This is a genomic window from Pseudomonas sp. URMO17WK12:I9, assembly GCF_900230165.1.
In the GTDB taxonomy this organism is placed as follows: Bacteria; Pseudomonadota; Gammaproteobacteria; order Pseudomonadales; family Pseudomonadaceae; genus Aquipseudomonas; species Aquipseudomonas fulva.
Map to the genome: position 1 here is coordinate 268,448 of NZ_OCMQ01000001.1, position 20,378 is coordinate 288,825.

A 20,378-nucleotide genomic window follows, 5' to 3' on the forward strand; every position below is an offset into this window, starting at 1 on the left:
CTGGGCGTCGTGAGGTCGTCCTCACCGTGAGCCCATGGTGCACATCTACGGTCTGCCGGGCAAGCCTGCGGGCCAATCGCCTGTCAGCGTCTGACACGTTTTGCGCCCTCGACGTCGGAGGAGGTGTCCTCCAGCCGCCGGAACCAGGTGGAAAGGAGCGCCCCGGAAATATTGTGCCACACGCTGAACAGCGCACTGGGCACGGCCGCCAGGGGCGAGAAGTGCGCAGCGGCAAGGGCTGCTCCTAGCCCGGAGTTCTGCATGCCGACCTCCAGCGCCAGCGACTTGCGCTGGGCCAAGGGCAGTTTGCACAGCTTGCCGGTGATGTACCCCAGCAAATAACCGAAGCTGTTGTGCAACATGACCACCGCCATGATCAACAGCCCCGACTCGGCGATTTTCGCCTGGCTGGCGGCCACCACGGCGCATACGATCAGTACGATGCTCACCACCGATACCAGTGGCAAAACCTGAACTGCGGTCTGCACGCGCTCACCCAGCAGGCGTTGGGCCAGCACGCCGAGTACGATCGGGAGCATGACCAGCTGCAGGATCGACCAGAACATATCCATGAAGGACACCGGAAGCCAGGCCGACGCCAGGAACCAGATCAGCGCAGGGGTCAGCAGTGGCGCCAGCAGCGTGGTGACGCCTGCGATGGCCACGGCCAGCGCGAGGTCGCCGCGCGACAGCCACACCATCACATTCGAGGCCGTACCGCTCGGGCAGCAGCCGACCAGGATCACGCCCACGGCGATCTGCGGCGGTAGCTCGAAGAGCTGGCACAGCAGCCAGGCCATGCCCGGCATGATCACGAAATGCGCGACCACCCCCAGCATGACCCGCCAGGGTTGACGGGCCAGGGCAGCGAAGTCGTCGAGCTTGAGGGTAAGGCCCATTCCGAACATCACCAGCCCCAGCAAGGGCACGATGGCCACCTTCAACCCAATGAACCATTGCGGTTGCAGGAAGGCCAGCACGGCGAACACCAATACCCACAAGGCAAAGGTGTTGCCGACGAATCGACTCAAGGCGGCGAGGGCGCGCATGGGGTTATCTCCAGTTCGACTGCATGCCCGGGCATTGTCGCTGCAGGCAGGGGGTCAAGTGCGGCAACGGTGCCGCACTCAAGTGTCGTGGGTACTGCCAACCCGCAGCGGGCTCACACCCCTTGCGGGATTTCTTCGCCGCCCAAAGCTTCGAAGAGCACGGGCAGGAACTCTGCAAATGTCATCATCATCAGCTGGAAGCTGGCGTCGAACTGCTGCGCGGCCTCGTCACCGCCATCCTGCTCGGCCTGCTCCTGCAGCAGTTCCTCGAATTTCAGGCGCTTGATGACCATCTTGTCGTCCAGCACGAACGACAGTTTGTCCTGCCAGGCCAGGGCGAGTTGGGTCACGACCTTGCCGGTACTCAGGTGCAGCTGGATTTCCTCGCCAGTCAGGTCCTGGCGCTTGCAGCGCACAATGCCGCCATCTTCGGCCGTGTCGCGCAGCTCGCATTCGTCCAGCACATAGAAGCCTTCGGCGGCATTCTGGGATTTGACCCAGTCGGTCATGGTGGCCACCGGGGCGATCTTGACGGTGGCCGGCCGCACGGGCAGCGAGCCCATCACTTCGCGCAGCGTGGACAGCAGGTCTTCGGCGCGTTTGGCGCTGGCCGAGTTGACCAGAATCACCCCCAGGCGCGGGGCGATGGCAGCGAAGATCATCGAGCGGCGAATGAAGGCGCGAGGCAGGAAGGCCTGAATGATCTCGTCCTTGATCTGGTCACGCTCCTTCTTGTAGACCTTGCGCATCTGTTCGGTCTCGATCTCTTCGACCTTTTCCTTGACCGCGTCATTGACCACGCTGCTGGGCAGAATACGTTCTTCCTTGCGTGCAGCGATCAGCAGGTAATCGCCACTGACGTGCACCAGCGGGGCATCTTCGCCCTTGCCGAACGGGGCGACGAAACCGTAGGTGGTCAGCTCCTGGCTGGCGCACGGACGGGCTGGCTTGCTGGCCAGGGCAGCCTCCAAAGCTTCAGGCTCGAAGGGCACGTCCTGGGTCAGGCGGTAGGTCAGCAGGTTCTTGAACCACATCGGGGAAGTCTCTCATTAATGCATAAGGCGGGCATTATTCTCCTACCAGCCCCGGAAGGCCAACCCTGTCAGAGGGCCAGCAGTGCACAAACCGGACGAAATCGGGCCGTTACGCTAGGTCGTTGAAAGATCTGTACTTTTTTCGAAATAAAGTGAAAGAAAGTGCTTGCCAGGGGGCAGGGCCGTCCGTAGAATGCGCCCCACACCGAGACGAAGGGTGATTAGCTCAGCCGGGAGAGCATCTGCCTTACAAGCAGAGGGTCGGCGGTTCGATCCCGTCATCACCCACCACTCGATGTATAGCGCAGCGGTAGTTCAGTCGGTTAGAATACCGGCCTGTCACGCCGGGGGTCGCGGGTTCGAGTCCCGTCCGCTGCGCCATTTTGATTAACAGATGGGTGCTTGTCACCGGTCTGAAGCCACAAGGTCGAGCGCCTTGGGCTGACCCAGTTTCAATCGGGCGCGAGCCTGAACGATACGCAGCGGTAGTTCAGTCGGTTAGAATACCGGCCTGTCACGCGGGGGGTCGCGGGTTCGAGTCCCGTCCGCTGCGCCATCTTCGCATCAAGGTCCCTAGAACACCTTGAGGCAACCATGACGAATGGTCATTGAGCCGTTTTTCATGCCTTCCCCCAGGCTGTCTGGTGGGTAGACCCAAGTTTCAATCGGGCGCAACCCGAAATAAAACGCAGCGGTAGTTCAGTCGGTTAGAATACCGGCCTGTCACGCCGGGGGTCGCGGGTTCGAGTCCCGTCCGCTGCGCCATATTCAGCTTCAAGGGCCCACTGAACACCCTGAAGCAAACAGAAAGCGACCTTAGGGTCGCTTTTTTTATGCCTGCATTTCAGTTTTATAGTCGCCTTTCAGGCCCGGGCCGCCTGGCCATTGAGGCCTGGGCGCTCCTCGGCCCGCAGGGTCAGTACCTCGAACCCTTCGTCCGTCACGGCCACCGTGTGCTCCCATTGCGCTGACAGGCTGCCGTCACGTGTCACCACGCTCCAGCCATCCTTGAGCGTGCGGGTGCCGCGCCCGCCCTGGTTGATCATGGGCTCGATGGTGAACACCATGCCTGGCTTGAGCTTCATGCCCATGCCGCGCTGACCGACATGCAGCACCTCTGGCGCTTCATGCATCTGCTGGCCAATGCCATGCCCACAATACTCTCGGACCACGCTGTAGCCTGCGGCCTCGGCATGCGCCTGCACGGCATGGCCAATGTCACCCAGGGTGGCCCCAGGTCGTACTTGCTCGATGCCTTTCCACAGCGCCGCATAGGTGGTGTCGATCAGGCGCCGGGCTTCATCATCGATCTGCCCGATGGCGTACATTTTAGAAGAGTCAGCAATGTAACCGCCTTGTTCCAGCGTGATGTCGACGTTGACGATCGAACCTTCTTTGAGTACTTCATCGGCGTCAGGCATGCCATGGCACACCACATGATCGACCGAGGTATTGAGCGCATAGGGGAAGCCGTACTGGCCTTTGCTGGCCGGTCTTGCCCGAAGGGCCTGGACGATGAAGTCTTCTGCGTGGTCATTGATCTGCAGGGTGGTGATGCCTGGACGGATGAAACTGTCGAGTTCGGCGAACACCTGTGCCAGCAGTTGGCCTGCGCGGCGCATCAGGTCGAGCTCGGCGGGGGATTTGATGATGACCTTGGACATAAACGCGAATAATCACTCCAGCTAGAATGCCTCAAAGCATAGACCCACGGCATACCCACATGCCACCGTCGAGCACCGATGCGTCACTTGATCGTGGATGATTTCTTTGTCGGTACCTGCTGTTTTAAACATGACTTTAGCGCTGGCGCGGGGGATCTGTCAGGTCATGGCATGAAGCTGTTACCTGGTTGATGAATAACGATTCACTTGCTGAACTTACTTACTCAAACCCGCTCCTATGCCGGTAGCCATTGGTGAGGGCCGCCTGCTAAGCTCGCGGCCTCTACCCTGATTGCCCTTATGGCGCATGAACAAGGAATTAGCATGAAACAGCATCGTTTGGCGGCTGCGGTTGCCCTGGTAGGCCTGGTACTGGCTGGTTGTGATCAGCAGGCCAGCAGCCCCGAACTGAAGACGCCTGCGCAGAAAGCTTCCTACGGCATTGGCCTGAACATGGGCAAGAGCCTGGCGCAGGAAGGCATGGACGACCTCGATTCCAAGGCGGTAGCGCTGGGTATCGAGGACGCCGTTGGCAAGAAAGAGCAGCGCCTGAAGGACGAAGAACTGGTAGAAGCCTTCACTGCCTTGCAGAAGCGTTCCGAAGAACGCCTGGCCAAGGCCAGCGAAGAGGCGGCCACTGCGGGCAAGAAGTTCCTTGAAGAAAACGGCAAGAAGCAAGGCGTGGTGACCACCGCCTCGGGTCTGCAGTACGAAGTTGTCAAGAAGGCCGATGGCCCGCAGCCCAAGCCAACCGACGTGGTGACCGTTCACTATGAAGGCAAGTTGATCGACGGCAAGGTCTTCGACAGCTCCGTCGAGCGCGGCAGCCCGATCGACCTGCCGGTCAGCGGCGTGATCCCAGGTTGGGTCGAAGCGTTGCAATTGATGCACGTTGGCGAGAAGTACAAGTTGTTCATCCCTGCTGACCTGGCCTACGGCGCCCAGAGCCCGAGCCCGTTGATCCCAGCCAATTCGGTTCTGGTGTTTGACCTGGAACTGATCGCGATCAAGGACCCAGCGCAGCTGCAAGGTGGTGAGCCTGAGGCCGAAGCGCCTGCCGACGCACCGGCTGAAGCACCTGCCAAGTAAGGCGTGTTTCGATTGAAACGAGCGCGCTGTCATCACGGAGCGTTCGGTTCACTTGATACCATTGGGGCCGCTATGCGGCCCTAATAGTATCTGCGGCAAAGCTAAATCCTGGGGAGGCTGCGCGGCCGATCCGCAGCCCCGGCAAGGCCGTAACTGCGCGGGTACAGCGTACTCCGCCTACACGGGTATCTGATGACATTCAGAGCCGTGCTGAACCTGTGGCGGAGCTGCCTTACAGGACGTTCGCATTTGGGCATCCCGTTCGAACCTGCTCTGGCGCCCATGGTCCGAACAAGGACAGGCGCTGGGTGTAAGCTGCGTCTGAAATAACTGTCCTAGGGCGGGCCCGCGCAGTGCTCTGTAACCGCTGTGTAAAAAATGCCCGATCTTGTCCGGTGCCCTGTTTATGGGCCAGCGGGCTCGGAAACGTCCCCCTGTTCACAAGGTTATCCACAATAAATGTGGATAACCTTTTCCGTCTGGAGGCACTATGAAGGCACCTTGGAATTTCACGCGCTTCCTGCCCCTGGCAGAGCGCCTGCTCAGCCGTGGGCGCTTGCCGGCGCTGCTGTTCGCGGTGGCCCGCAAAGGGCCACGCTTGGGCAAACTGCGCGAAGACGTGAAGTTGATGCAGGCCCTGTGCCTGGCATGGTGGCGAGGCGAGTACCGGGCGATCAACCGCAAGGCCTTGATTACGATCGTTGCCGGTCTGCTTTATTTCGTAAGCCCCATCGACGCCATCCCGGACTGGTTGCTGGGCGTAGGTTTTCTGGATGACATCGCCGTGCTGGGGTGGGTGCTCAAGACCGTTTCCGATGAACTGGAGCGCTTCAAGGCCTGGCGGGACACCCAGTCGCCAGAACGGCTGCAGGTAGTTGAGCGTCTTCCAGCCACCCCCGAAGACCTGCGTCTGGAGCGTGAAATCCCTTGAGGCGTCAGTGACACGGTAGAACCCTGCCAGCGCTCGACTGCAAAGATCCTGAACTTGGTCATATAATTGGCACATGAAACACGCCAATGGATTACCTTCAGTAGTCCTCTCGAAGGGATTTTTGCAATGGATATTCAGGTCATCAGCCGCGACGGTCAACCCGAGTATGCCGTCGTACCGTGGGAAGACTACCAGGCGCTGCTCAAGGCAGCAGGGCAGGCCCCAGCGAATACCCCAGTACAGTCACCTGTCGAAGAAGCCGCCTCACATGCCGCTTTGCCCGCATTTAGCGAAGTAGGTGCCATACGCCGGGACAAAGGCATCGCCGCCGAGCACCTGGCCCGCAATGTGGGGGTGAGCCCGGCTTACCTGGCGATGATCGAGTCGGGCGAGCGGGAGCCCGATGCCGCCATTCGCCGTGCCCTGGCCTGGCACCTGGGTGTGCCTGGCTGGAGCGAGGCTTCATGAGTCAGGTCAGGATCAGCCGCCAGCACTGGGACAACCTGCTGGGCGAGCTGGATCTGGCCCGACGGCAACGTCATTTGCTGACCTACCGAGCGCTCATCGAGCGCCTGCAACTGCCAAGTCCTGCCATGCAGACACTGACCGCAGCGCTTGAGTACCTGGCAGTGCTGGATGCGCGTGCCGAACAACCCCTGCGCAGTTCATTGGTGATCAGCCAGGGTGCCAGCCGCTTGCCGCGCACAGGCTTCTTTGAGTGCGTCGAGCGGTTAGGGCGCTTCACAGGGCCTGTCGATGGCATGGAGGCCGCTTCCTGGCATGCCTCTGAAGTCGCACGCGTATTCGAATACACGTATCCCGATCCCGCCTGATCAGACCCAGCAACGCTGAGCCCTTCAACCCTTCTCCAGGCGCTCCTACCAATGACCCAAAAAGAAAGCCGGGCATCAATGAGCCCGGCTTTTCTTTACACATCAGGGGAGGGTGGCGAATGGATCGTCCCTCCCCAGGGTCTGCCGCTTACTTCTTAGCCACCTTGGTGCTGGCGCTGAGGTAATCGATCAGGATGCGCCCGGTTTCCGACAGGTAGGCGTCGTCTTCCGGCTTGGTGTCTTCATCCTCGGTCGGCAGTGCATCCTCATCTTCTTTCTTCAGCTCCTTGAGCGGTTCCTCGCCCTTGGCCTTGCGACGGATGTTTTCCAGAGCCAGTTGCTTGGCCTCGACTTCATCGTGACGCGCCCGACGCTCTTGCTCATTGAGGCTGACGGTCTTTTCGGTCATCAGTTTCTGGGTCAATGCCAGACGGTCGCGGATGTAGATGAACTCGGCATCCTTGTCGCTGCGTGCCTGGTGCTGAGCCTTGAGCTGGGCCAGGTAAGGCTTGAAGGGGTCTACCGCAGGCTTGACGACAGGACGGATGGTGTCCCATGGCATCGCCTCGGGCAGGGCGCTTTCGCCGATTTCCTTGGTGTCGATGATCGACGGATAGTCGATGTCCGGCAATACGCCCTGGTGCTGGGTGCTCTGCCCGGAAACCCGGTAGAACTTAGCCAGGGTCAGCTTGAGCTCGCCATGGTTAAGTGGCTGAATGGTCTGCACGGTGCCCTTGCCGAAGGTCTGGCCACCAATGATCAACGCGCGGTGATAATCCTGCATGGCGCCAGCGAAAATCTCCGATGCCGAGGCGGACAGGCGGTTGACTAGCAAGGCCAGCGGCCCCTTGTAGAAGGCACCTGGGTTTTCATCTTCAAGCACATCCACACGGCCATCGCTATTGCGCACCAGCACAGTAGGGCCTTTTTCGATGAACAGGCTGGTCAGCTCGGTCGCTTCCTGCAGCGAACCACCGCCATTGTTGCGCAAGTCGATGACCACGCCGTCGACTTTCTCTTTCTGCAGCTCGGTCAGCAGCTTCTTCACGTCACGCGTGGTGCTCTTGTACTCCGGATCACCTGCGCGGTAGGCCTTGAAGTCCAGGTAGAACGCCGGGATCTCGATAATGCCGAGTTTGTAGTCACGCCCGTCCTGCTTGAGTTTGAGCACCGACTTCTTGGCCGCCTGCTCTTCGAGCTTGACCGCTTCACGCGTGATCGACACGATCTTGCTGGTCTGATCGCTGGGGGCGTTGCTCGCCGGGATGATTTCCAGGCGTACCACCGAGCCCTTGGGGCCGCGAATCAGCTTGACCACTTCGTCCAGGCGCCAGCCGACGACGTCGACCATTTCCTTGTTGCCCTGAGCAACGCCTATGATCTTGTCGGCCGGTGCGACCTGCTTGGTCTTGGCCGCAGGCCCCGCCGGTACCAGGCGCACGATCTTGACCTGATCGTTGTCGCTTTGCAGCACCGCGCCAATCCCTTCGAGCGACAGGCTCATGTTGATGTCGAAGTTTTCGGCGTTGTCCGGCGACAGGTAGTTGGTGTGCGGGTCGTAGGACTGGGCAAACGTATTGATGTACGCCTGGAAAATGTCTTCGGCGCGGGTCTGATCCAGGCGTGCCAGCTGGTTCTTGTAGCGCTTGATCAGGGTTTCCTGAATCTGCTTGGGCTCTTTGCCAGCAATCTTCTGGCGCAGCACCTCGTCCTTGACGCGTTTACGCCACAGGTCGTCCAGGGCAGCCTGGTCCTTGAGCCAAGGCGCGTCCTTGCGGTCGATCAGCAAGGTCTCGTTGACCGTGAAGTCGATCTTGTCCACGCCCTTGTTGAGCTCGGCCAAGGCGAAGTCCAGGCGCTGCTTGACCCGGTCCAGGTAGCGCTTGTAGATGGTGAAGCCAGGGTCGAGGTTGCCGCTTTTGAGGAAGTCGTCGAACTGCGTCTTCCACTTGTCGAATTCGGCGATGTCGGCGGCGGTGAAATAGCTGCGCGCCGGGTCCAACAGCTTGATGTAGCTGTCGTAGATGATGACCGAACGGGCGTCATCCAAGGGCGGCTTGCTGTAGTGATGGCGTTTGAGCAGCTCCACCACGTTGAGGCTGGCGACGATTTCGTCGCGGTCCGGTTGCAGGCTGTCCCATTTGTTGGCGGCCGCCGCATTGCCGCCGAGCGTAAGGCTGCCAAGGCCGATCATCAGTGCCAGGGCGGTGCTGGGTAGGAAATGCTTCATGCTGATTCGACGTGGGGGCAATTGATCACGCATAGTAGGCCGTCTTTTCCGTTCGCCGGTTCCATAAAAACCGGGCGCATACTGCAAAAAGCCTGGGCACGGGTGGCCCAGGCTCGGTCATATGATTCAACTATGGAGGCACTGTGAAGGCATTGCAAGGCGTTGACGGACATGTCACCTGGGTCGAAGCCGAACGTCCGGCGTGTGACGCAGGACAAGTACGCATCCGGGTCGCGGCTGCGGGGTTGAACCGTGCCGATTTGCTGCAGATGAAAGGGCTCTATCCGCCGCCGCCCGGCGCCAGCCCCTACATGGGCCTGGAATGTGCCGGCGTGATCGCAGAAGTGGGGGCCGGGGCAGCCTGGCGGGTGGGCGACAGGGTGTGCGCACTGCTGGCCAGCGGTGCCATGGCCGAGGAAGTGATCGTCGATGCGCGGCACGTGCTGCCTGTGCCCGAAGGGCTTAGCCTGCATGAAGCGGCAGCCCTGCCGGAGGTCTACGCGACGGCGTGGCTGAACATCTTCCAGCTGGGCGGCGTCAAAGCCGGCGAGAAGGTGCTGGTGCACGCCGGTGCCAGCGGCGTGGGGTCGGCTGCCATTCAACTGTGCAAGGCGTTCGGCAACAGCGTCTGGGTCAGCGTCGGCTCGGCCGAGCGACTGGCGTATTGCCAGGCCCTGGGCGCGGCAGGTGGCGTGGTGCGCAACCAGAACCTCGATGACCTGGAAGCCATCGGCCCATTCGATGTGATTCTCGACCCGGTCGGCGCCAGCTATGGCGAGCTGAACCTCAAGCTGCTGGCCCGCGACGGGCGCTGGGTGATCATCGGCGTGATGGGTGGACGCACGTTCGAACTGGACTTGGCCCAGGTCATGGGCAAGCGGGCGCAGATCACGGGCTCGACCTTGCGCAACCGTGACGATGCATTCAAGGCCGAACTGTTGAGTGACTTGCACCAGCAAGTCTGGCCGCTGTTTACCGAGGGGCGGTTGTCACCGCAGTTGGTTGATACCTACCCGGTGGAGTTCGCCCAGGCAGCCTACGCCGAACTCGAGACCAACCAGGTGTCCGGCAAGCTGGTCATGATCATCGACCCGAGCCTGGCCTAGTGTCGGGCCCGCTTGCCTGCTCGGGTACTGGCCTCATGACGCCCTCATAGTCCCTGCGGGCCTGCGTGAACGCAGGCCCACGGGGGCAGGGCAAGCCTTGGCACTGAACAGCGAACGCGGGTTCAGTGCCAGCTCAAGATCGGCCAACCGTGGGCTTGCGCATGCTCGCGCAACACAGGGTCCGGGTTCACGGCACAAGGGTGATCCACCTTCAGCAACAAGGGCAGGTCATTGCGCGAGTCGGAATAGAAGCTCGCGCCCTCCAGGTTTTCCTGCTCCTGGTCCAGCCAGGCCATCAAGCGGGTGATCTTGCCTTCCTGGTAGGTGAGTACGCCATGGGTAGCCCCGGTATAGACGCCATTGCGGGCCTCCAAGTCGATTGCCAGGTATTCGTCCACGCCCAGGCGTGCAGCAATCGGTCCAACCAGGTGTACCCCTGACGCAGAAATGATCAGCACCCGGTCCCCGCGCTTGCGATGTTCGGCGATGCAGCGGCAGGCATCGCCTAAAATGATCGGTTCGATGACATCTTCCACCCACGGCTCGACCAAGTGTGCGACCTCTTCCAGGGTCCGCCCGGCAATCGGCTCCAGGCTGAACGCCATGTAATCTTCCATCGCCAGCTCGCCTTTGCTGTAGGCCTCCATGAGCGCGCGGTCACGGCGCAAGAACGTGTCACCATCCACCCACCCCAGCCGGGCCATGTGTTCGCTCCACAGTGACGCGCAGTCGCCGTGAATCAGGGTTTCGTCCAGATCGAAAATGGCTAGCGCCATACATGCATCTCCTTAAGCCACTTCCCGTAGCGCACTGGGGTCTATCGACACGCTGACCCGCTGACCGTCGGCATGCAGGTCGGCGGGTGAGCGGTTGAGCACATCCACCACCAGCTCTACCTCGCGTACCTGCACCCGATAACGTATCACGTTGCCCAGCAGGCTGTGACTGCGCACCTGGGCGTCGAGTTCGCCGTGCAGACCCAGTGTGATGGATTCTGGGCGTATGGCCAGGCGCCCGGTGACAGGCCGCTGCAGCAGGCGGCTGGCACTGTCGGCGTCCAGCAGGTTGTAATTGCCGATGAAACCGGCGGCAAACAGGTCCACCGGGGCCGTGTAGAGAGTCTCTGCATCACCGCTTTGCACGATACGGCCCTGATTCATCAGGAAGATGCGGTCTGACAGCGTCAAGGCCTCTTCCTGGTCATGGGTAACGAAGATCGTGGTCAAACCCAGTTCCCTCTGGATGGCGCGGATCTGTTCACGCAGGTGTTTGCGAATACGCGCATCGAGCGCCGAAAGCGGCTCGTCCAGCAACAGCAGTCGGGGGCGGGTGACCAGGGAGCGGGCCAGGGCGACGCGCTGGCATTGCCCGCCAGACAACTGGTGAGGGTAACGTGCGGCGAAGTCATTCAATTCCACCAGCTGCAATGCCTCGCGCACCCGTGCCTGGCTTTCATCACCCCTGACCTTCTGCATGCGCAGCCCGAAGGCGACATTCTGCTCCACCGTCATGTTGGGAAACAGCGCGTAGCTCTGGAAGACCATGCCGATACCGCGCTTCTGCGGGCTCTGCGGCACGATGTCGATGCCGTCGAGCAGGATCTGCCCGCTGTCAACGGGCGTGAGCCCGGCGATGCAGCGCAGCAGCGTGGACTTGCCGCACCCTGAGGGGCCGAGCAGGGTGATGAACTCGCCCCGTTCGATCTGGCAATCGATCTGGCTGAATACCGGGCTACCGGCGTAGCTTTTTTGCAGGTTGCGTACGCTGACGTAGCTCATGTCAGGTCTTGTCCTTGTTCAAGCGGTTGGCGACCCACGTCAGGATCAGCACGAAGGCGAAATAGGAGATCACCAGCGCACTGTTGAAGTGACCGCTGCTGTTGCGCATGTTGTTGAGGTACACCTGCAGGGTCTCGTAGCGCGTGCCCACCAGCAGGTTGGCGAACACGAACTCCCCGAACAGGAACGAGAACGACAGCAGCAGGGCCACCATCAGGCCCTTGCGCAGGTTGGGGAGTACCACCAGCAAAGCCGCCTGCCAGGTGCTCGCGCCCAGCAACTGCGCCGCGTCCATCAGGTCGCGCAGATTGATGGCCTGCAGGTTGTTGGTGATGGCCCGGTACATGAAGGGCAGGGCGATGGTGAAGTAGCAGCCGATCAGAATCCACGGTGTCCCCACCATGGCCATCGGCCCACTGCCATACAGTTGCAGCAACCCCACCGACGACACCACAGGTGGTACGGCAAACGGCAGCAGGATCAGGACATTCATCAACGCGTCGAGCCGGGGGAAGTGATAGTGCACCACGAACAGCAGTGGCAGGATCAGCACGACCGACAGCAGCAGCGCGCCGACGCACACCAGCAGCGACTGGCCGAATGCCGCCAGAAAGCGCGGCTCGCTCCACAACGCCACGTACCACTTCAGGGTCAGGCCGCTGGGAAGCAGGGTGGCCGACCAACTGGTGGCCAGGGAGTAGAGCAGGGTGCCGGCCAGTGGCATCAGCAAAATCAGAAACAGCAGGTAGACCACGGCGCGGTGGTACCAGCCGCCTCCTTTGGGGTCAGCGCGCATGGTAGCTCCTTTTCAACAACCATTGATGCACCACGGTAACCACCGTCATCAGCCCTACCAGCACCATTGCCAGGGCACTGGCAAGGTTCGGATCGAGGCTGATGTCGCCGGCCACCAGGCCCGCGATGCGTATGGGCAGTACGTTGAAGTTACCGGTGGTCAGGGCATAGACCGTGGCGTAGGCGCCCAGGGCATTGGCCAGCAGGATGACGAAGGTGCCCAGCAGCGCCGGGGCCAGCACCGGCAGCCCGATGTGCCGCCAGAACTGCCAGTGATTGGCGCCCAGCAGCGCAGCCGACTCGCGCCAGTCTTCGCGCAGCGCGTCGAAGGCCGGGTACAGCAGCAGGACACCCAAGGGGATCTGGAAATAGGTGTACACCAGGATCAGCCCGCTCTTGGAGTAGATGCTGAAGTCTTCCAGCAGGCCCATCTGCTTGAGCAACAAGGTCAATGCGCCGTTGAAGCCGAGCAGGATGATGAACGCGAACGCCAGCGGCACGCCGGCAAAATTGCTGGTCATGTTGGCAAAGGCACTGACGAAGTCGCGCAGCCGCGAGTCCACCTGACGCAGCGAATAGGCGCCCAAGGTCGCGATGAAGATGCCGAACAGGCTGGACCAGAAGCTGATCTCCAGGCTGCGTTGCAGGGCTTGCAGGTAGAACTTGGAGGCGAACACCTTGCTGAAGTTGTCCATGCCCCAACCCGCCTCCGACTGCAGGCTGCTCAGCGCCACCCAGGCCAGCGGGGCGATCTGGAAGATCACGAAAACGGCAGCGAAGGGCACCAGGCACAGCAACGCCAGGTTACGGCCACGAGGCGATTGGCTCATTTGAGCAACTCCCGGCAGACCGATTTGTCGTGAGCGGCGCCAAGCAACTCACAGATGGTCCCGCACAGGTCGGTCTGCAGTGGCTTGGCCGATGGGTCGAGGCTGAAGGCTGCGCCGAACACGAACAGGGGTACTTCGCGCTCTTCGGCCAGCAGCCCGTTGTGCGAGCGATCGTTGTTCATGCCATGGTCGGCGGTCACCAGCACTTGATAGCCCTCGTCGAGCCACCTGGGCAGGTAATCGGCCAGCAGGATGTCCGCGCTGCGGGCAGCATTGCGGTATTGGCTGCTGTCCAGCCCATGGTGGTGGCCCACATCGTCGATGCTCATCGGGTGCACCAGCAGGAAGTTGGGCGCATGGCGCCGGCGCAGGTATTCGCCGTCCGCCAGCAGGTGTGAATCGGGGTAGCGATCGTCCCAGTAGAACAACCCGTGCTGGATGGGCAACTTGGGGGCGTGGGTATGCCGGTCACGCTGGGGGTCGAACGGGGAGCGGTTGTAGAGCTCGCTCATCCAGTGATAGGCCGCCGCTGCCGTGCCCAGGTTGGCCTCGCGGGCGTAGTGGAACACGCTGCGCTGGTTGGAAAGCCGGTTGACGTTGTTGTGCACGATGCCGCTGTCGATAGGGGGCACACCCGTGAGAATGCACTCGTACAGCGGACGGGACAGCGACGGCAACTCGCACTCCATGCGGTAAAGCGCGGCGCGGTCGGCCTCGACATAGGCGTGCAAGTGGCCCATGGCGTGGTGGGCAACCTGATAGTTCAGCCCGTCCAACAGCACCAGGATGACGTTGTGGCTCATTGATGACTCCGCAAAAAACCATCGGGGAAGGGGGCGCTCGCATTGCGCGGCGCCGCGCCGGGGAGTTACTGCTGGCGCGACGCCGGCTCGCTGGGGCTGCCATACAGGCGGGACGGCCAGCGTGGCAGCTGGCAGGCCCGTCTGCATGCCTCATTCCATCTCGATGATCACCTGGTCCTGCCACATCTGCGGCAGCTTCTTGGAGGTCGCTTCCCACACCTCGGCGTTCTTGATCGGCTGCGCAGGCGCATATTGCTCGTTGGGCAGCAATTTGGCCTGCACATCTTCCGGCAACTTCAGGTGCTCGGCGCGGATCGGGCGTGCATGCCCCTTGGCCAGGTTGATCTGCCCGGCATCGCTGAAGATGTATTCACGCGTCAGCTTCGCGGCATTGGGGTGTTTTGCGTACTTGTTGATGATGGTGGTGTAGCCCGAGGTGATCGAGCCGTCCGATGGGATCAGCACTTCGAAGCGCTTGGGGTCGATCTGATCGCGGTAGCTCAAGCCATTGAAGTCCCAGACCACGCCCACTTCCACCTCGCCCTTTTCCAGGGTCTGGATGGTCGGGTTAGCCAGAGAAAGGCGCTTTTGCTGGGCCAGCTTGGTGAACAGTTGCAGGCCTGGGGCCACGTTGCTCTCATCGCCCTTGTAGGCGATGGCGGCGGCCAGCACACCATTGGCGGCCTGGGCGGCGGTGCCGACATCACCGATGGCCACCTTGTACGTGCCGCGCTCCAGGTCGTGCCAGGTCTTGGGCCGCTCTGACTCCTTGACCAGGTCCTTGTTGATGATGAACGCGATGGTGCCGGTGTAGGCCAGCGCCCAATGGCCGTCCTTGTCCTTGGCCCACTCTGGCACCTGGTCCCAGGTGCTTGGCTTGTACGGCTGGCTTACGCCCTTGGCGATGGCGATGGGTCCGAACGCTGCGCCCACATCGCCGATGTCGGCACTGGCGTTGTCTTTCTCCGCCTCGAACTTGGCGATTTCCTGCGCCGAACTCATGTCGGTGTCGCTGTGCTTGAGCCCGTACTTGCTGGCCAGGTCCTGCCAGGTGTCCTTCCAGTTGGCCCAGGCGTCGGGCATGCCCACGCTGTTGACCATGCCTTCCTTGCGGGCGGCATCCTCCAGTGCCTTGAGGTCATCTGCGGCCATGGCCGACGTGCAGAACGCGATTGCCGAACCGAGCAGTGACGCCATGAACAACTTTTTCATCCGTAGCTCCTTGGGTGGGTGCATCGACCGAACGCTGTTGTGTATGAAGCCGTTGTCTGCAGCCTTGGTCTAGGTCAGCAAACCTTGAGCCAAGGTAGGCCGGTAGCGTGACAATTTGATGTAGCCCCAGGTCCAGCTGCCTGATCGCGGCCTCTGGCAATACAGCGTAGACCACCTGCGAGCGGGGCTTCACAAGGCCTGGCCCGTTTCTGGCAGCACCAGCCGGGCAGTCTTGTCACGGGATGTTCATCAGCCCTGCCTAGGCTTGTATCCAGTGCCCCGTGCCCTGTAGTGGGGCTGGCCTAGTCCAGATAGGTAACCTTTGATGCAGCCGATGCCACCGCGCGCGGTAACAGCCATCTGTAACGCCCTTGAGGAGCAGATCGGACACGGCCTTTTGGCGCCTGGCGGCAAGCTGCCTGCCGAACGCCGGCTCAGCGAACTCTTCGCCACCACGCGCATCACCCTGCGCGAAGCGTTGGTGCAGTTGGAGGCAAGGGGGTTGATCTATCGCGAGGAGCGGCGGGGCTGGTTCGTCGCCCCCGAACGCTTGAGCTATGACCTCATCGCGCGCAGCCACTTTCATGCAATGGTGCGTGAGCAGGGGCGGGCCGCCAGTACCGAGTTGCTGTCGGCTCGGCTGCAGCCGGCGTCGGCGGCCATTTGCGAGCGGTTGCAACTGCCGGCGTTATCCAGTGTGGTGCGCATCTGCAGGCTCAGGCGCATCGACGGCAGGGCGGTGCTGTACGCCGAGCACTACCTCAACCCGCGTTACTTTCCGGCCATCCTCGAGCAAGACCTGGCCCAGTCATTGACCGAAATCTACGCGCGCCAGTACGGTCTGCACTACGGGCAGGTGTGCTTCGAGATCCTGCCCACCGCATTGCCCGTGCAGGCGGCCGGTGCGTTGAAGGTGTCAGCAGGCAGCCCTGGGCTGCAAATCACCCGGGTCAACAGCGACCAGCAGGGGCAACTGATCGACTGCGACCTTGAATACTGGCGCCATGACGCCATCTGCATCAGGGCACAGGCAGGCTAGCCGGGCGGCCTCTTGAGGGCGCCAGCGAGGACGCGATCCATGGCCAACCGGCTTCAACCGGACGGCTCGGTTTGTGTCATGGCGCCTGCGCCGGCCGTTACCACCTGCACCGACAACCTGGGCGTTGCCAAGTCCAACCCGGCTTCGTCGAGCTGGCGCTTGAGTGCCAGGTTGAAGGCCCGCGACACCTCCCACTGCTTGATCGGCGCCGTCTTGAAGCGTGCCCGCAACACCGCTGAACCCGACTCGAAGCTCTCCACCCCTTGCAGTTCCAGCGGCGACCAGATGTTGCGGCGCATCAGCGGATCGCTGCGCAGCTTCTGACCGACCTCGCGCACCAGTGTGATCGCCTGGTCGATGTTCATGTTGTAGGGGATCGCCACGCGGAAGATCGCATAGCCGAATTCGCGGGAGTAGTTCTTGATGCTCTTGATTTCGCTGAAAGGAATGGTGTGCACGATGCCATCGATGTCCCGCAGACGCACGGTGCGGATGGTCAGGCCTTCCACCGTACCCAGGTGGCCGCCGACATCCACGTAGTCGTCGATGGCCAGGGAGTCCTCGATGATGATGAACAGCCCGGTGATCAGGTCGGCCACCAGCGACTGGGCGCCGAAGCCGATCGCCAGGCCGATGACACCGGCACCGGCCAGCAGCGGCGTCACGTTCATGCCCATGTTGGCCAGGGCCACGATCACCGCGATGATGAAGATGAACACGAACATCACGTTGCGGATCAACGGCATCATGGTCTGCGCCCGGGCGTTGGCCATGCCGCGGCGCGAGCGGACCAGCGCATGGTGTACCGCCGTGTCCGCCAGGATCCACACCAGCCACGCGACAATCAGCGTCCCTGCCAGGCCCATCAGGCGCAGGCTGATGTCATGCCCATCGCCTTCGGCGAAGCTGATCATCGACAGCCCCCATACCCGAAGGCCCAGTTCGATGAACACCAGCCAGATGAACAGGTGGACCAACAAGTAGCCAAAGTTGCGCAGCCGCTCGGCATACACCGCATGGCGCTTGCCGGCGCGCTTGGGGTTGGCAGCGTGGCGGCGGACGAGGCCATTGAGCACCATGCACACCACCACCAGCACCGTGCACATCAGTGACTGGCGAAGCGCCGTGCTGGTATCACCGGCCGAAACGAAAGTGGCGAACAGCGAGATGGCTACCAGAATCAGCGCCGGAATGAACCAGAAACTGCCCAGGATCTCGATGGTGTCGCTCAGGGTTCGTCGCGTCAGCCGGCGCGACAGGGGTTGATTGCGAATCAGGTGGGCAATCGGCCGGCGAAAACGCAGGATGAACAGGCCGGTGCACACCGCGGCGACGACGTTGGCCAGGGTTGCCACCCCATGGGCCAGGTGTATGCCCAGCGCAGCGGTGAGGCGCGGGTCGCTCATGGCCTCGCCGAAGGCTGCAAAGCTGCCGATCAGCCACAAGGGCCGGAATGCACGGTGGCGCAGGATGTGCAATGCCCGGTGGCGGTGCGGGCCGTCCAGCAGGGAAAACGCGATCACGCAGATGGCCGAGAAGCAGGTGCCGACCACCAGGGCATACGCCAGCACCATGGCCAGCGATTTACCCAGCGACGGGGGTAGTACGAAGCTCAGGTACACCGTGAACACCAGCGCGACCAACCAGGGGCCCAGCTTGCGCAGGGCGAAGCGGACCAGGTCCCAGGTGCGAGGATGCTGGGGCAGTTCTTCGCTCAGGCCGAATCGCAGGCGGACCCGATGGCCCACCCAGTTGAACGCGAACGCCAGTACGCTCCACACCGCGATAACCGCAGCAAAGCCGAACAGGATCGCGGGCCATTGATGAACGGGCACCATCAAGGCCGCCAGTTCTTCCTGGGCCTGGTCGATTTCCATGCCCCAGCGCTGGAACGGGTTGGCTTCCCCGGTGAACTGCTTTTCGAAATCGTGCAGGGCGCCACCGATCAAGCCGAGCACGCCTTGCTCAACGCTCGGTTGCGACTTTTGCGTAGCGTCGCGCAGCTTTTTCAAGTCGGCCAGGAGTTTGGCACGCTGCTGGTCGTTCTCCAGGCTCTTGATCACCTCGTCCAGGGATTTGCCCAGCGGCTCGGAAGCCTCGGGCTGGGCGGGGGCACTGGAACCCAGAAGGCCGGGCAGGCCTGCTGCGTGTGCAGAACCTATGAACAGCAACAGCACAACAAACAGGTAACGCAGAAGGGCAGGCACGGGCAGATCTACCTCAGGTCAAACGATTGCCCGAGTGTAGAGGTTTATGACGGCAGTTTCTCCAGGATCTTCCAGCAGGTCAGGCCGAAGATGCCCAGGGTGCCCACCCACATCATCAGCACGCCAACATCGCGCTCGCGCAGGCCGAACCCGAGGGTCAGCAACAACAGCGATGCGCAGACGGGAATCAGCAGGGCCAGGAAGGGTGACATGGCGACAGTCCTTTGCAGTGAGACATGCCTTTAGCATAGTCGCTAACCCCCGACCTGGCCTGCTGGAAGCGGACTCGTCGGCCATGTGCAGCAGCGCGGCCTGTTGGCGCCGGGTGTGTAGCACCCCGGCGCCCCGCGTGGCTCACGGCAAGTCGTGGCTGCGGTAGAACGCTGTCAGGACCTTCACCAAGTGCGCCAGGTCATGGCTGCCGCACAGCTCGCGGATGGAGTGCATGGCGAAGGTCGGCAGCCCGATGTCGACCGTCCGCACGCCAAGGTGACTGGCCGCAATGGGCCCTATGGTCGAGCCACAGCCCATGTCGCTGCGTACCACGAAGCTCTGCACCGGTACTTCTTCGGCCATGCACAAGTGGCGGAAGAAGCCGGCGGTTTCGCTGTTGGTGGCGTAGCGCTGGTTGTTGTTCACCTTGATCACCGGCCCTGCGTTGAGTTTCGGGCCGTGGTTGCCGTCGTGCTTGTCGGCGTAGTTCGGATGCACGCCATGGGCATTGTCGGCCGAGACCATCAACGAGCGCTGGATGGTGCGCACGTAGGCGTCACCGTCGGGCAACAGGCGCTGCAACGTCTGCTCGAGCATCGGCCCGTCGGCGCCGCAGGCCGAGCTGCTGCCGACTTCCTCGTGGTCATTGCACACCAGGATGCAGGTTTCATCGCTGTCAGCGGCCAGCAGGGCCTGCAGCCCGGCATAGCACGACAGCAGGTTGTCCAAGCGGGCGCCGGCAATGAAGTCGCCATTGAGCCCGATCTGCGCGGCGTCCTGGGTATCGTAGAAACTCAGCTCGTAGTCCAGCACCACGTCGGCGTTGAGTTGGTGCTCGCGTGCCAGTTGCTCGGTCAGCAGGGCGCGAAAGTCGATGCGCTCGTCACCGGCCACCTGGGCCAGGATCGGTGGCAGTTCGGTCTGCGGGTTGATATGCCAGCCATCGTTGGCGGTACGGTTGAGGTGGATGGCCAGGTTGGGGATGACGGCGATCGGCAACTTGAAGTCGATCAGCTGGCTTTCCACCTTGCCGTCACGGCGGTAGGTGACCCGCCCCGCCAGCGACAGGTCGCGGTCGAACCACGGCGCCAGCAGGGCACCGCCATACACTTCCACGCCCAGTTGCAAGAAGCCCTGGCGCTGCAGTTCCGGCTGCGGCTTGACCCGCAGGCAGGGGCTATCGGTGTGGGCGCCGACCATGCGGATGCCGTTGAGCAGCGGCGCCTGCCTGCCCATCTTGATCGCGATGATCGAGGAATCGTTGCGGGTGACGTAATAGCGCCCGCCCGACACGACGGACCAGCTCTCGCGTTCGTCCAGGCGCTGGTAACCAGCGGCCTCCAGGCGCAGGGCCAGGCTGGCAGTAGCGTGGAAGGGAGTAGGGGAGGCCTTCAGAAAATCGATCAGGCCTGCATTGAGTACATCGCGCATAGTTCACTCCAGACAGCAGTGGCGCGAGTTTAGCGTATTGAGTCGCCGAGCGGTGTCGGGCTGTGGGTTGTGCGGTTGGCCAGGCGACAGTTGTTGCGAAGGTATAGCGCAGGCTCCAGGCCGCACTGCGGCCC

At 62.0% G+C, this 20,378-nt stretch carries 19 protein-coding genes and 4 tRNA genes; 10 read left to right on the forward strand and 13 right to left on the reverse strand.

Going from position 1 to position 20,378, the window contains the following annotated elements; genetic code table 11:
- Nucleotides 1-83: 83 nt before the first annotated feature.
- Both CRP40_RS01195 and rdgC read right to left on the reverse strand, forming a co-directional pair.
- The gene (locus CRP40_RS01195; RefSeq protein WP_027915775.1) at nucleotides 84-1,049 is read right to left on the reverse strand and encodes a bile acid:sodium symporter family protein; all 966 of its coding nucleotides are present in this window, start codon (nucleotides 1,047-1,049) and stop codon (nucleotides 84-86) included.
- A 113-nt stretch (nucleotides 1,050-1,162) separates the two neighbouring features.
- Nucleotides 1,163-2,083 (reverse strand): recombination-associated protein RdgC, encoded by a 921-nt coding sequence (gene rdgC, locus CRP40_RS01200; RefSeq protein WP_027915776.1) that lies wholly within the window; start codon nucleotides 2,081-2,083, stop codon nucleotides 1,163-1,165.
- Nucleotides 2,084-2,298: 215 nt separating this feature from the next.
- Between rdgC and CRP40_RS01205 the strand changes: the two genes are divergently transcribed.
- The 4 genes from CRP40_RS01205 (at nucleotide 2,299) to CRP40_RS01220 (ending at nucleotide 2,848) form a co-directional block, all read left to right on the forward strand.
- Nucleotides 2,299-2,374: transfer RNA gene (locus CRP40_RS01205), tRNA-Val, on the forward strand.
- A gap of 13 nt (nucleotides 2,375-2,387) precedes the next feature.
- Nucleotides 2,388-2,464, forward strand: a tRNA-Asp gene (locus tag CRP40_RS01210).
- A 98-nt stretch (nucleotides 2,465-2,562) separates the two neighbouring features.
- A tRNA-Asp gene (locus tag CRP40_RS01215) sits at nucleotides 2,563-2,639 on the forward strand.
- A 132-nt stretch (nucleotides 2,640-2,771) separates the two neighbouring features.
- A tRNA-Asp gene (locus CRP40_RS01220) sits at nucleotides 2,772-2,848 on the forward strand.
- Nucleotides 2,849-2,946: 98 nt separating this feature from the next.
- Here CRP40_RS01220 and map read toward each other — a convergent pair.
- Nucleotides 2,947-3,747 (reverse strand): type I methionyl aminopeptidase, encoded by an 801-nt coding sequence (gene map, locus CRP40_RS01225; protein ID WP_027915777.1) that lies wholly within the window; start codon nucleotides 3,745-3,747, stop codon nucleotides 2,947-2,949.
- 324 nt (nucleotides 3,748-4,071) lie between these two features.
- Between map and CRP40_RS01230 the strand changes: the two genes are divergently transcribed.
- The 4 genes from CRP40_RS01230 (at nucleotide 4,072) to CRP40_RS01245 (ending at nucleotide 6,600) form a co-directional block, all read left to right on the forward strand.
- Nucleotides 4,072-4,836: an FKBP-type peptidyl-prolyl cis-trans isomerase gene (locus tag CRP40_RS01230; protein WP_027915778.1), complete on the forward strand. Its 765-nt coding sequence runs from the start codon at nucleotides 4,072-4,074 to the stop codon at nucleotides 4,834-4,836.
- 490 nt (nucleotides 4,837-5,326) lie between these two features.
- The gene (locus CRP40_RS01235; RefSeq protein ID WP_027915779.1) at nucleotides 5,327-5,767 is read left to right on the forward strand and encodes a YkvA family protein; all 441 of its coding nucleotides are present in this window, start codon (nucleotides 5,327-5,329) and stop codon (nucleotides 5,765-5,767) included.
- 126 nt (nucleotides 5,768-5,893) lie between these two features.
- The gene (locus tag CRP40_RS01240; RefSeq protein ID WP_027915780.1) at nucleotides 5,894-6,235 is read left to right on the forward strand and encodes a helix-turn-helix transcriptional regulator; all 342 of its coding nucleotides are present in this window, start codon (nucleotides 5,894-5,896) and stop codon (nucleotides 6,233-6,235) included.
- Entirely contained in the window at nucleotides 6,232-6,600 is a 369-nt protein-coding gene (locus CRP40_RS01245; RefSeq protein ID WP_027915781.1) for a hypothetical protein, read from the forward strand. Before CRP40_RS01240 ends, CRP40_RS01245 begins: the two co-directional genes overlap by 4 nt.
- A 148-nt stretch (nucleotides 6,601-6,748) precedes the next feature.
- Here the strand turns inward: CRP40_RS01245 and CRP40_RS01250 are convergent, their stop codons facing one another.
- On the reverse strand, nucleotides 6,749-8,830 hold the full coding sequence (locus CRP40_RS01250; protein WP_173645888.1) for a carboxy terminal-processing peptidase: 2,082 nt from the start codon (nucleotides 8,828-8,830) through the stop codon (nucleotides 6,749-6,751).
- 143 nt (nucleotides 8,831-8,973) lie between these two features.
- On the opposite strand from CRP40_RS01250, the gene CRP40_RS01255 reads away from it, so the two are divergent.
- Nucleotides 8,974-9,936: an NAD(P)H-quinone oxidoreductase gene (locus CRP40_RS01255; RefSeq protein WP_027915783.1), complete on the forward strand. Its 963-nt coding sequence runs from the start codon at nucleotides 8,974-8,976 to the stop codon at nucleotides 9,934-9,936.
- A gap of 122 nt (nucleotides 9,937-10,058) precedes the next feature.
- On the opposite strand, the gene CRP40_RS01260 is transcribed toward CRP40_RS01255, so the two are convergent.
- The 6 genes from CRP40_RS01260 to CRP40_RS01285 all read right to left on the reverse strand — a co-directional run bounded on the left by CRP40_RS01260 (nucleotide 10,059) and on the right by CRP40_RS01285 (nucleotide 15,354).
- Entirely contained in the window at nucleotides 10,059-10,712 is a 654-nt protein-coding gene (locus CRP40_RS01260) for an HAD family hydrolase (RefSeq protein ID WP_027915784.1), read from the reverse strand.
- 12 nt (nucleotides 10,713-10,724) lie between these two features.
- Nucleotides 10,725-11,714, reverse strand: a complete 990-nt coding sequence (locus CRP40_RS01265; RefSeq protein ID WP_027915785.1) for an ABC transporter ATP-binding protein — start codon at nucleotides 11,712-11,714, stop codon at nucleotides 10,725-10,727.
- A gap of 1 nt (nucleotide 11,715) precedes the next feature.
- Nucleotides 11,716-12,510 (reverse strand): ABC transporter permease, encoded by a 795-nt coding sequence (locus CRP40_RS01270; protein ID WP_027915786.1) that lies wholly within the window; start codon nucleotides 12,508-12,510, stop codon nucleotides 11,716-11,718.
- A complete protein-coding gene (locus CRP40_RS01275; RefSeq protein ID WP_027915787.1) occupies nucleotides 12,500-13,339 on the reverse strand; it encodes an ABC transporter permease subunit in 840 nt (279 codons plus the stop codon). The genes CRP40_RS01270 and CRP40_RS01275 overlap by 11 nt, the downstream gene beginning before the upstream one ends.
- Nucleotides 13,336-14,142, reverse strand: a complete 807-nt coding sequence (locus tag CRP40_RS01280; RefSeq protein WP_027915788.1) for an alkaline phosphatase family protein — start codon at nucleotides 14,140-14,142, stop codon at nucleotides 13,336-13,338. Before CRP40_RS01280 ends, CRP40_RS01275 begins: the two co-directional genes overlap by 4 nt.
- A gap of 150 nt (nucleotides 14,143-14,292) precedes the next feature.
- Nucleotides 14,293-15,354, reverse strand: coding sequence for an extracellular solute-binding protein (locus CRP40_RS01285; protein ID WP_027915789.1), 1,062 nt, complete (start codon nucleotides 15,352-15,354; stop codon nucleotides 14,293-14,295).
- A gap of 325 nt (nucleotides 15,355-15,679) precedes the next feature.
- Here CRP40_RS01285 and CRP40_RS01290 point away from each other — a divergent pair, with 325 nt between their 5' ends.
- Nucleotides 15,680-16,393, forward strand: coding sequence for a UTRA domain-containing protein (locus CRP40_RS01290; protein ID WP_027915790.1), 714 nt, complete (start codon nucleotides 15,680-15,682; stop codon nucleotides 16,391-16,393).
- A gap of 53 nt (nucleotides 16,394-16,446) precedes the next feature.
- Here CRP40_RS01290 and CRP40_RS01295 read toward each other — a convergent pair whose 3' ends face one another.
- The 3 genes from CRP40_RS01295 to CRP40_RS01300 form a co-directional block, all read right to left on the reverse strand.
- Nucleotides 16,447-18,600: a mechanosensitive ion channel family protein gene (locus tag CRP40_RS01295; RefSeq protein ID WP_027915791.1), complete on the reverse strand. Its 2,154-nt coding sequence runs from the start codon at nucleotides 18,598-18,600 to the stop codon at nucleotides 16,447-16,449.
- Between the two features lie 44 nt (nucleotides 18,601-18,644).
- On the reverse strand, nucleotides 18,645-18,812 hold the full coding sequence (locus CRP40_RS21870; RefSeq protein WP_165919273.1) for a hypothetical protein: 168 nt from the start codon (nucleotides 18,810-18,812) through the stop codon (nucleotides 18,645-18,647).
- Nucleotides 18,813-18,954: 142 nt separating this feature from the next.
- Nucleotides 18,955-20,244 (reverse strand): M18 family aminopeptidase, encoded by a 1,290-nt coding sequence (locus CRP40_RS01300; RefSeq protein ID WP_027915792.1) that lies wholly within the window; start codon nucleotides 20,242-20,244, stop codon nucleotides 18,955-18,957.
- Between the last annotated feature and the right edge of the window lie 134 nt (nucleotides 20,245-20,378).